The following is a 10,696-nucleotide window of genomic DNA, read 5'->3' as shown; positions in this document are numbered from 1 at the left end:
GGAATGACTGCACTATCGCTTGCAGAGAAGCTAGGTGCCCCCCTTGTCGTCACATTTCATGGTCATGATGTCATTGAATCTCCAACGATGGAAAAACATGGGCGCTTGCATATCCGGTATATGGATCGGAGATCGAGACTTGCAGACAATGTGACTCAGTTTATTGCCGTATCGAAGTGGGTAAAAGAAAGAATGGTAAAACTCGGGTTTCCTGAAAGTAAGATCATTCAGCATTACATTGGTATCGATACTCATTTTTTTTCACCAGATGAATCGACTCACCGTGAAAAGATCATTCTTTGCGTTGGGCGCATGACTGCCTACAAAGGGCAACGATTCTTAGTTAAAGCCATGTCTAAAGTTCAAAAACTTGCCCCCGACTATAAGCTGGTGCTGGTTGGAGATGGCCAAGAAAAAGCGCAACTTGAAGAACTGGCTCAATCCAAAGGTATTCGGGTTGAGTTTACTGGTCGGCAAACACCAGAGCAGGTTAAGCAATGGATGCAGAGAGCAAGCGTGTATGTGCAACCTAGCATCAGAATGCCAGATGGAGAGGAAGAAGCGCTTGCCTTAGCTATTGTGGAAGCACAGGCGGTGGGGACGCCCGCTGTGGTTTTCAATACTGGTGGAATGCCTGAGGCCATTATTGATGGTGAGACAGGAACCGTGGTTAGCCAAGAGAACAGTGACGAGTTAGCCGATGCGATATTGAACCTGTCTTATGATCACGAGCGTTGGGACCGATACAGTAAAAATGCCATTGAGTTTGTACGTCAGACTCATAACTTAGATAAACAGTGTGTAGCACTTGAGAGTATTTACCAGAATGTGCTGCAGCAGAATTAACAAAATTTAGTAGGGATACGTCAGTGAAACTTTCCGTAATTATTCCATCCTACCAATCTCAAGATAACTTGGGGCGTAACCTGTCGGCTTTGGCTAAGCAGATGGATAAGGTCGATGCAGAGGTATTGGTCGTCGACTGTTCTCCTGGAGATGAAGTCGACCAGATTTGTGCTCAGTACCCGTTTGTCCGTTTGCTCAAAGAAGAAAAGCGTTTTAACCCTGGTGGGGGGCGTAATATTGGGGCTAAGTCAGCAAACGGTGATTATCTTATTTTTGCCGATGCTGATGTTGTCCTGGATAGACAGGCACTTCAAAACGTTGCAAAACATGCTTCAGCTGGAGCGAAAATATTTGGTGGCGCGCTGGACCTCGATAAAAAAGGGGATGTAACGCTTACCTCTTACATTGAGCATTACTATTTTAATCATGAAAGCCAGTCTTCTCGTACGCCTACTGAGCGAGCGAATTTAAGCTCGGCGCTTATGATAATCGAGAAAGCACTGTTTGATGAAATAGGTGGATTCAGTGATATTCCACGTATGCAGGACACCGAATTGACGGAAAGACTGGTACGTATGGGGCATACTCTGCATTTCTTCCCTGATGTGATTGGCTATCAGATTCAGGATTCTCCCTTCAAGAAAGTCATCAAAAAAATCTACATAACAGGGAATAATCTCTTCTTCCTCCGTTATCAGAAGAAGGATGGCGGCATGAATAAATGGCTACTTGCACTGCTACTGCCTTTGATGATGCTGGCAAAAATTACTCGGATTAACCTCCGTAATCTCAAGTACGCATTCAGCCCATTTATGCTGCTCGTGTTGTGTCCCATCATGTACTTTTGTGGTTTTGCCTGGATGCTGGGCTTTTATAAAGGGATATTCGTCAGTGATGGTATCGCAGCAGGTCGTTAACCATGGGCATTGCATTTTTTTCGCTGACCGTTTCTGAAATGGCGTTTGCTTTTGTCTTCGCGATTTCCGAGATGAACATAGAGTTGCCTTTGGTGGCTATTTCTTTTGCTACCTGCTTGATTGGCGCAGCAAGCCGTGTTGTTTGCGTAAAACAGATTCCTTCGTCCTGGCAGTTGGGTATTCGCCAATCTCTGAATAAAGTCGAAATAATATGAATAACGTCATTATTTTTTCAAATCATCTTCTCGCGCATTCAGAGACATTTATACGGGCTCAGGGAGAAGCTCTTACCCAATATCGTGCACAATATTTTGGTAGTGACAGAGTAGAGTCTGGGCTTCAATTACCAGAAGCGAGAACGCATATAGTGAAATCTGGAATGTTCGGAGTCATAACCGACAGGCTGCTCAAGCTAGGTATAATTTTGCCTAATCTTCTGAGCCGCTTTAAGTCTCTGCGACCAGATCTTATACATGCTCATTTTGGTCCTAATGGATTGACGGCTTTATCTCTTGCCGAAAAATTAGATACTCCGCTAGTTGTGACTTTTCATGGGTTTGATGTGATTGAACGTCCTTCTTTGGAAAAGCACGGGCGATTGCACTTGCGGTATATGGATAAGCGTTTTGAACTGGCTGACAGGGCGACTAAGTTTATTGCCGTTTCAGATTCGATTAAAGAACGAATGGTACGCCTTGGGTTTCCTGAAGACAAAATCATACGTCATTACATTGGTATAGATACTGATTTCTTTACGCCCTCTGAAAGCATAAAACGAGAAAAAATCATTTTGTGCGTCGGTCGAATGATTCCAATAAAAGGGCACCGATTCCTGATTGAAGCTATGTCGAAAGTTCAAAAACTTGCCCCTGACTACAAGCTGGTGCTGGTGGGAGATGGTGAAGAAAAAGCCCATCTTGAAAAACTGGCTCACTCAAAAGGCATTCAGGTTGAGTTTACTGGTCGGCAGACACCAGAACAGGTCAAACATTGGATGCAAAGAGCAAGCGTGTATGTACAACCAAGCGTCAGAATGCCTAATGGGCAGGAAGAGGCACTTGCTCTGACTATTGTGGAAGCGCAGGCTGTCGGAACGCCGGCTGTGGTTTTCAATACTGGCGGTATGCCTGAAGCCATTATTGATGGTGAGACTGGGACTGTGGTCAGCGAAGAAAGCGTTGACGAGTTGGCTGATGCGATTGTTAACCTGTCTTATGACCATGAGCGTTGGGACCGATACAGTAAGAATGCTGTCGAGTTTGTTCATAAGACTCACAACTTAGGTAAACAGTGTGCAGCACTTGAAAGCATTTATAAAAATGTGCTGCAGCAGGATTAACTAAATTTAGTAGGGATACGTCAGTGAAACTTTCCGTCATTATTCCATCCTACCTATCTCAAGATCACTTGGGACGTAACCTGACTGCGTTGGCTAAGCAGTTGGATGTGGTTGACGCAGAGGTATTGGTTGTAGATTGTTCACCGGGGATTGAGGTCGACCAGATTTGTGCTCAGTACCCGTTTGTCCGTTTGTTTAAAGAAGAAAAACGTTTTAACCCCGGCGGTGGTCGTAATATAGGGGCTAACGCTGCAAACGGCGATTATCTTGTTTTTGTTGACGCTGATGTTGTTCTGGATGAACAAGCGCTTCAAGACGTTGCAAATCACATAGCAGATGGTGTGAAAATATTTGGTGGTGCACTGGATCTCGACAAAAAAGGAGACCTAACTCTGACCTCCTATATCGAGCATTATTATTTCAATAACGAATCCCAGTCCTCTCGCACGCCAACAGAGCGCGCAAATTTAAGCTCGGCGCTCATGATCATCGAGAAAGCGCTGTTTGATGAAGTGGGCGGGTTCACTGATATCTCACGTATGGAAGATACGGAACTGACGGAAAAGCTGGTACGCATGGGTCATACACTGCACTTCTTTCCTGATGTGATTGGCTACCAGATTCAGGATTCTCCCTTCAAGAAAGTCCTTAAAAAAATCTATATAACGGGAAACAATTTGTTCTTCCTTCGTTATCAGAAGAAGGATAGTGGTATGAATAAATGGGTACTTGCGCTACTACTGCCTTTGATGATGCTGGCAAAAATTACTCGAATTAATTTTCGTAATCTCAAATACGCATTCAGCCCATTCATGCTGCTCGTATTATGTCCCGCCATGTATTTTTGTGGTTTTGTCTGGTTGCTGGGCTTTTATAAGGGGATATTCATGAATGACGGCATAGTGGCAGGTCATTACTCATGAGTATTGCAATTTTTTCAATCAGTGATCAGTACCTTAAATTTCATCGTCGTCCTTTTATCAAGGCGATAAGTGAGGAGTTAGGTAATGAAGATATACCTCTGCTTTATTTCAAAAGGCCAAAATGGTTTTTAAAGGCGGACAGTAGCTACAAGACTCCGGAAAAGATTGGCAACGTACAAGTGCTGCCTTTACTTACTTTACTGCCTGTCAGCTGGACAATGAACAACGCACTTGCTCGCTGGCTCACGGTAACCTTGCCGATCAAGTGGCAAGTAACGAAAGCGGGAAAGCGTTCTGGCAGCAAAGTGAGTTGCCTCTGGTTTTACAAGCCAGACCAATACCTTTATCTAAAAGGGGTTGGGGTGCCGTACGCTTACACTCACTACGACAACTACGATGATGATAAAGAATATCCGTTCTCTCATTACTCTTCTTATAAGCAGACATTGAAAGCCTGTGTGACTAACAGCGCCGCATGTTTCGCAACCAGCCATCAACTGGTCGAGAAGCTTTCTAAGCTGACTTCACATTCAAACGTACAGTATTTACCTAACGCTGTGGGCAGTGAATGGGTGAATGCGTTCGACAGAGAATCTGTCTCAGAAAACGTTATTGGCTTTGTAGGTTCTATCGACCAGTCGACCGATGAGCGCTTAATTGAACAGGTTTGCGAGCGTTATCCTGACATGACCATAATGATGGTTGGAAAGGTTGGAAATGACGCCATTACGGCTCTTTCTCACAAATATTCGAATTTAACGCTGACAGGGCTAGTTCCTTACGAACAATTACCCAATTTTATGTCCACATTTAAAGTCGGTATATGTCCCTACCGAATGTCTCCTTTCAACCAGTACCGTAACCCTTTGAAGTTATATGAATATTGCGCTGCTGGTATTCCGTCTGTCTCTAGCCAATGTGACTTTGACAAGGAAGGTAAACGACTGGTCCACGTTGTCGAAACGGATAATGAGTTTGTTGATTCAATAGGCAAGGCAATTGAATCTGATACTCCATCAACAAGAGAAAAAAGAAAAGCGTTTGCAAAACAAAACACTTGGGCAGTACGAGCAAAAGAAGCGCTCAACTACATTAAGGCAGCAGTTTAATGAAATTGGAATTTCGTCAGTTCGTTTCAAAAATTACCGTATTTGAATCAACCGATCGGGTTGTTCAACATTGTCGTCAGTATCTTGAAGAAGGAAAACGGCTCAATATCGCATTCCTGAATGCTCATGCTTTTAATCTCGGATGCAGAAATTCGGGCTTTGTCGATTCCATCATGGCGAGTGATCTGGTTTTGCGAGATGGTATTGGTGTAAAGATCCTTTTCAAAATGCTGGGTAAGGAACCTGGATACAACCTCAATGGCACCGATCTCATTCCCGTATTGCTTACTCAGGTGTATCAGGGGAAAAAAGTGGCATTGTTTGGTTCAACAAACAAAGAACTGACGGTTGCCAGACAAAAACTTGAAACTCAGAATGTACAAATAGTGACCGTTCTTGACGGCTTTAAGGAACCCAGTGCATATGTTCAACATCTTGCCGATCACGAGGTCGATTTGGTGGTGATGGCAATGGGGATGCCTAAGCAAGAAGCCGTGTCTAAAATGATATGCGAGACGTATCCAAACATATCGACCATCAACGGTGGAGCTATTGTGGACTTCATAGCTGGCAAGGTTGAAAGAGCACCTGAATGGGTGCAAAAACTCAGCTTAGAGTGGGCTTACCGGTTAATGAGAGAGCCGAAGCGCTTGTTCAATCGATATGTTATTGGAAATGTCACTTTCTTGACCCGAGCTTTGATTGTGAAATTGAGTGGATAATATGTTAGTCAGCAGGAAGCGATACTCAGCGGTATTTTTCGTTTGTGCACTTTTGACGATGGCTTTTTCTTCGTCAGCCAGCCCAAAGAAAACACTTCAACAAGAAGAATTTATTTCTACAGAAAATCCGGTTTCATTCGTTTACGAGTGTCATCCAGAATTATGGGACAAAGGATCGCTCAGCACGTCTGTAGAGTTCAAGCTGAAGCCTAAAAAAGGCAGGAAGCGCTGTGAAATTGCAGTTCAAAAAGGGCTTGAACGAGACAAACCCTTCTCCTTGAGCTTTCGCTTTTTGGTTAACGATACTTACCAGTATTCCAATCAGTGGCACAGCTATTTCCAAATTCATTCCTTCCCTGACAAAGGAGAAAGCTGGCGTTGCCCAATCATGGCACTAGAAACTAAAAACGGAAAACTCAGAATGTACAACCGCTGGGATCAGAAGAAGATATCCAGCACCAAACGTGGCTCCTGTGCTGCAAATGTTAATTCTATTCGTTCTCGGACGCTTTTCGAAGGTGTGAGCTACGCAGCTAATGTATGGAATCAGTTTAGAATAGAAGGCGTTTTGTCTACTTCTGATAACGAGTGCCTCAAAACTTATTTAAACGGGGTTTTGCTAAGCGAAACCTGCGGTCCAAACACATTTAACGATGCCAAAATGCCATTTTTTAAACTGGGTATTTACAAGCCAACAAGCTGGGATAAGTACCCCGAAATAAGCCTGAAAGTTAAGGATCTGGAGCTTAACTAAGTATGCTGATTCGAAGAGACTCTTTTAATTTTTTCTGTCTGACTGCACTGTTTTACCTGGTACTAGTCCGATCCACTAACATGGGTTTCGGTTACCCGGCTGCTCAACACCTGTTGGGGCACATTAGCTATACACCGCAAAAGTTCATGCAGATGGCGCAGCTTGCTCTCATTGCCTTATTCTTTTTCTTTACAGGGAAAAGGCTATTAGCGCAGATGAGGATCAGCGTGCTGGCATACATCATTATTGCGTTCAGCTTGCTTTCAATTTTATTTTCTCCAAACTCAAGCCTCGCCCTTAGATATTTGATCTCAGTTTCTGTTGTTTCGATACCAGTCTTTCTCTACTACCGGTATTACGGACCAGAAGCGCTATACAACACGTTGGTCACCTTTTTTACGGCAGTCGTCGTGCTGAATGTCTTATATGTCATTGTGTTTCCGCAATACGCGATCATGAATGGTGTACATGCAGGTTCTTGGCGAGGGCTATTTGTTCATAAAAACGGAGCTGGTTCGTTCTTTGCGGTGATCAGTATTATATTTTTTCAGCGCTGGTGGTTTGAATCAAAACGCAGGGATATGAAACAACTGGGTTTATTCTTGTGTTGTTTGCTAATGGTTATCATGTCTCAGTCGATAACGGCGTTGCTGACAATGGTCATAGTGATGACCACTTTTTTCTTCGTACGTTTTGTAATAGCCAAACCACTGATTCGTCAGAAAATAGTATTGCTGACTTTTTACTCCGTAGGTCTTATTTTCTCAGTGACATTATTGAATGTCTTTCTGTACGACATTCTCATCTTACTCGGGAAAGACCCGACTCTGACAGGTAGAACAGGGCTTTGGGAAGTGCTATTTGGGTTGATATTTGAACGACCGTTGTTCGGGTATGGAATTGGTGTGTTTAGCCGACCGGAAATCATGTATCAGTATTCCTCGGCGTTTGGTTGGGCGGCGAAAACTACGCACAGTTCCTATATGGATCTCGCTCTTGGTATTGGCATTCCTGGGAGCATAGCTGTATTTATCTGGATAGGTAAAAGTATGTTTTCTGCGCTCATGTCTAAGACAATAACTCACACTTATGAGCAGCAGTTAGCGGTTGCAATTGGGGTAATTACTGGCGGTTTAACTATTGCATCTGCCTCAAGTGGTGTGTTGTTAAGTAACGCTTTCATATGGGTTCTAGTTCTAAGTATGATTTTGTTCTGCCACTCAAGAGAGGTAGAGGATGAAGTTCAACCGGATTAGTTACTCATCTGTGGACTTCGTTGTTGGTTAGGTCGAACAGCCATCTGAATACGTGCAAAAAACTTAGCTTAGAGTGAACTCAGCGGTATTTTTTGTTTGTGCACTTTTGATGATGGCATTTTCGCCTGCCAGCTCCAAAAACAATTCAGTAAAAAGAATTTATTTCTACGGTAAATCCGGTTTCGTTGGTTTATGTATGCCACCGACGTTATGGAACAAAGGATCTGGAGCTTAACTAAGTATGCTGATTCGAAGAGATTCTTTTAATTTTTTCTGTCTGACAGCACTGTTTTATCTGGTGTTGATCCGATCAACCAATATGGGGTTCGGTTATCCTGCTGCTCAGTATTTAATTAGTAACATCAGTTACACACCGCAAAAGTACATGCAAATGGCACAGCTTGCCCTTATTGCTTTATTCTTTTTCTTTACGGGAAAAAGAATATTAGCACAGATGAGGATCAGTGTACTGGCATACATCATTATTGCGTTCAGCTTACTTTCGATTCTATTTTCTCCAAACTCAAGCCTCGCTCTTAGGTATTTAATCTCGGTTTCTGTTGTTTCGGTGCCTGTCTTTCTTTATTACCGTTATTACGGACCCGAAGTGCTATACAAAACGCTGGTCACCTTTTTTACTGCAGTCGTCGTACTGAATGTCATATATGTGTTCCTGTTTCCACAGTACGCGATCATGAATGGTATACATGCTGGTGCGTGGCGAGGGTTGTTTGTTCATAAAAACGGAGCAGGTTCGTTTTTTGCAGTAATCAGTATTATTTTCCTTCAGCGTTGGTGGTTTGAATCAAAATGTAGAGACTTAAAGCAACTGATTTTATTTTTGTGTTGTTTGCTAATGGTTATTATGTCTCAGTCAATAACGGCATTGTTGACAATGATGGTGGTTATAACCACTTTCTTCTTTGTACGTTTTGTAATAGCCAAACCCATGATTCGCCAGAAAATAGTGTTGCTGGCGTTTTACTCCACATGTCTTATTTTCCTGGTCATTTTATTAAATGCGTTTCTGTACGACATTCTGATATTACTTGGGAGAGATCCAACTCTGACAGGAAGAACAGGGCTATGGGAAGTTCTTTATGGGTTGATATTTGAGCGACCATTGTTCGGGTATGGAATTGGGGTATTTAGCCGACCTGAAATTATGTATCAATATTCGGCGGCGTTTGGTTGGGCTGCAAGATCAACACACAGTTCCTATATGGATCTTGTTCTTGGCATTGGTATTCCTGGGAGTATGGTTGTTATTGTTTGGATAGGTAAATGTATGTTTTCTGCGCTCATGTCCAAGACACTGACTCACACTTATGAACAACAGTTAGCGATTGCAATTAGTGTGATTACGGGGGGGTTAACCATTGCATCTGCGTCAAGTGGGGTATTGCTAAGTAACGCTTTTATATGGGTTCTAGTTCTAAGTATGATTTTGTTCTGCCACTCTAGAGAAGTAGAGGGTGAAGCTCAGCCGGATTAGGCACTAATTCATTAGTTTGGTATGAGTAGAGCTAACTCTTTGATCTACATGTAATTGAACACTTCTTCTTTTATTTTCTTATTTATTGTTACTAATAAAAAAATAGTACTGAGTTTTTTTATTCATTATTTTTTAAAAAATTGGACCAATATTGTCATGCCTAAAATTAGGAAAAGTCACCTTATTTAATTAACCCTTTAATATTAGGTTAGTAAACCCTAATGCTGTAGTCCTATTTTGTCATTATTGTATGTCAGGGCAGTGTCAAATTGATGTTAAGGTCAATATAATTTTTCCTGATATCAATAATCTGGCATCAAAAATAATAAGCCTTATACCTTGATGCTGGTTAACTTGTGTTGTTAATAATTGGAGACATGGAAATGACTACAACTTATGTAGGGACGACGAATACAGATGGCACAGGCTCAGCGTCAGGTCTGAATGCAGGCAACGCTGCTCTTTCTCTTATTGGAACTGGTAGCGTGTCAGCAGATGGTGTAAGCCTAGAATCCACAGGTGGCATATTGAGTGCCACAGTTCTTTCTTCTGATACCTGGAACAAAGCAGGCTATAAGGAAGCAAAAGTAGATGGCAATGATAATCTTGTTTACGTAAACAACTTTGTTGACGTAGATATTGATAATAATAATTCGCAAGGCGCTTCAATCCTGGTAGCAAATGCTAAACGCGGTACGATTGATACGGGCAACGGTAATGATGCAATTACTATTGCTGCGTTTTCAAATAGCTTGAACTGGGGCAATTTATTTGAAGTGAACAGCGGATTTGGTAACGATATTATCACTATTACCCATGCAAAGAATTCCCAATTTACTCGTTTTGAAATAGACGCAGGAGCAGGGAATGACGTTGTGGACGTATCAGGTCTATTAGGTCCAGCTGTCGGCGCAGAACATCGTTTTGCTGATGGCGGTTCAGGTTTTGATGTACTGAAACTAAGTGGTACGGATACGGTATCATTTGAAAACTTCGAAGTAGTTCGTGGCGCAGGCAAAATTGCACCAGCAGCATTGACCATTGATAGCGCATTGCTGGCGGCAAACAACGCGGAAGCAGAAGTCGGCTTCGGTCTTGTACTGTCCAACATTGATATCACGTTGGATGGCAGCATTCTGGGTCACGACAGTTATGAGCTAACTGCGGATGAAGCAATGTACCTTGATGCTCAAGGTCTGGATGCGGAAGACTTCTATTCTGTAACTGTGTACACAGAAGAGGGTGCTTACCAGATTCTGACTTCAGATTCAGACTACGCACCAGCTGTTTAACTGAGTATTACTGAGGGATCGCTTTTTCGAAGCGATCCCTTTT

At 42.6% G+C, this 10,696-nt stretch carries 11 protein-coding genes; all 11 read left to right on the top strand.

The window, feature by feature from the left end:
• Nucleotides 1-846: glycosyltransferase (locus tag RH89_RS19935; protein WP_004405826.1), on the top strand; the 846-nt coding region annotated here is incomplete at its 5' end.
• Between the two features lie 23 nt (nucleotides 847-869).
• Nucleotides 870-1,763: a glycosyltransferase family 2 protein gene (locus tag RH89_RS19930; protein ID WP_004405824.1), complete on the top strand. Its 894-nt coding sequence runs from the start codon at nucleotides 870-872 to the stop codon at nucleotides 1,761-1,763.
• A 2-nt stretch (nucleotides 1,764-1,765) separates the two neighbouring features.
• Entirely contained in the window at nucleotides 1,766-1,978 is a 213-nt protein-coding gene (locus tag RH89_RS19925; RefSeq protein WP_004405821.1) for a hypothetical protein, read from the top strand.
• On the top strand, nucleotides 1,975-3,102 hold the full coding sequence (locus RH89_RS19920; protein WP_038146796.1) for a glycosyltransferase: 1,128 nt from the start codon (nucleotides 1,975-1,977) through the stop codon (nucleotides 3,100-3,102). Before RH89_RS19925 ends, RH89_RS19920 begins: the two co-directional genes overlap by 4 nt.
• A 23-nt stretch (nucleotides 3,103-3,125) precedes the next feature.
• Nucleotides 3,126-4,025, top strand: coding sequence for a glycosyltransferase family 2 protein (locus RH89_RS19915; RefSeq protein WP_004405818.1), 900 nt, complete (start codon nucleotides 3,126-3,128; stop codon nucleotides 4,023-4,025).
• A complete protein-coding gene (locus RH89_RS19910; RefSeq protein ID WP_004405817.1) occupies nucleotides 4,022-5,134 on the top strand; it encodes a glycosyltransferase in 1,113 nt (370 codons plus the stop codon). Before RH89_RS19915 ends, RH89_RS19910 begins: the two co-directional genes overlap by 4 nt.
• Nucleotides 5,134-5,856, top strand: a complete 723-nt coding sequence (locus RH89_RS19905; RefSeq protein WP_004405816.1) for a WecB/TagA/CpsF family glycosyltransferase — start codon at nucleotides 5,134-5,136, stop codon at nucleotides 5,854-5,856. Before RH89_RS19910 ends, RH89_RS19905 begins: the two co-directional genes overlap by 1 nt.
• A gap of 1 nt (nucleotide 5,857) precedes the next feature.
• A complete protein-coding gene (locus RH89_RS19900; protein WP_004405815.1) occupies nucleotides 5,858-6,610 on the top strand; it encodes a heparin lyase I family protein in 753 nt (250 codons plus the stop codon).
• A 2-nt stretch (nucleotides 6,611-6,612) separates the two neighbouring features.
• Nucleotides 6,613-7,866, top strand: a complete 1,254-nt coding sequence (locus tag RH89_RS19895) for an O-antigen ligase family protein (RefSeq protein WP_004405810.1) — start codon at nucleotides 6,613-6,615, stop codon at nucleotides 7,864-7,866.
• A 391-nt stretch (nucleotides 7,867-8,257) separates the two neighbouring features.
• Nucleotides 8,258-9,361 carry an O-antigen ligase family protein gene (locus RH89_RS19890; RefSeq protein ID WP_244410431.1) on the top strand — a complete coding sequence of 368 codons (1,104 nt, stop codon included), beginning with the start codon at nucleotides 8,258-8,260 and terminating at the stop codon, nucleotides 9,359-9,361.
• Between the two features lie 383 nt (nucleotides 9,362-9,744).
• Nucleotides 9,745-10,653, top strand: coding sequence for a hypothetical protein (locus RH89_RS19885; protein ID WP_004405808.1), 909 nt, complete (start codon nucleotides 9,745-9,747; stop codon nucleotides 10,651-10,653).
• Nucleotides 10,654-10,696: the final 43 nt, after the last annotated feature.

The organism is Vibrio nigripulchritudo ATCC 27043 (assembly GCF_000222685.1).
Taxonomy (GTDB): Bacteria; Pseudomonadota; Gammaproteobacteria; order Enterobacterales; family Vibrionaceae; genus Vibrio; species Vibrio nigripulchritudo.
This window is presented reverse-complemented; position numbering and strand designations above follow the sequence as displayed.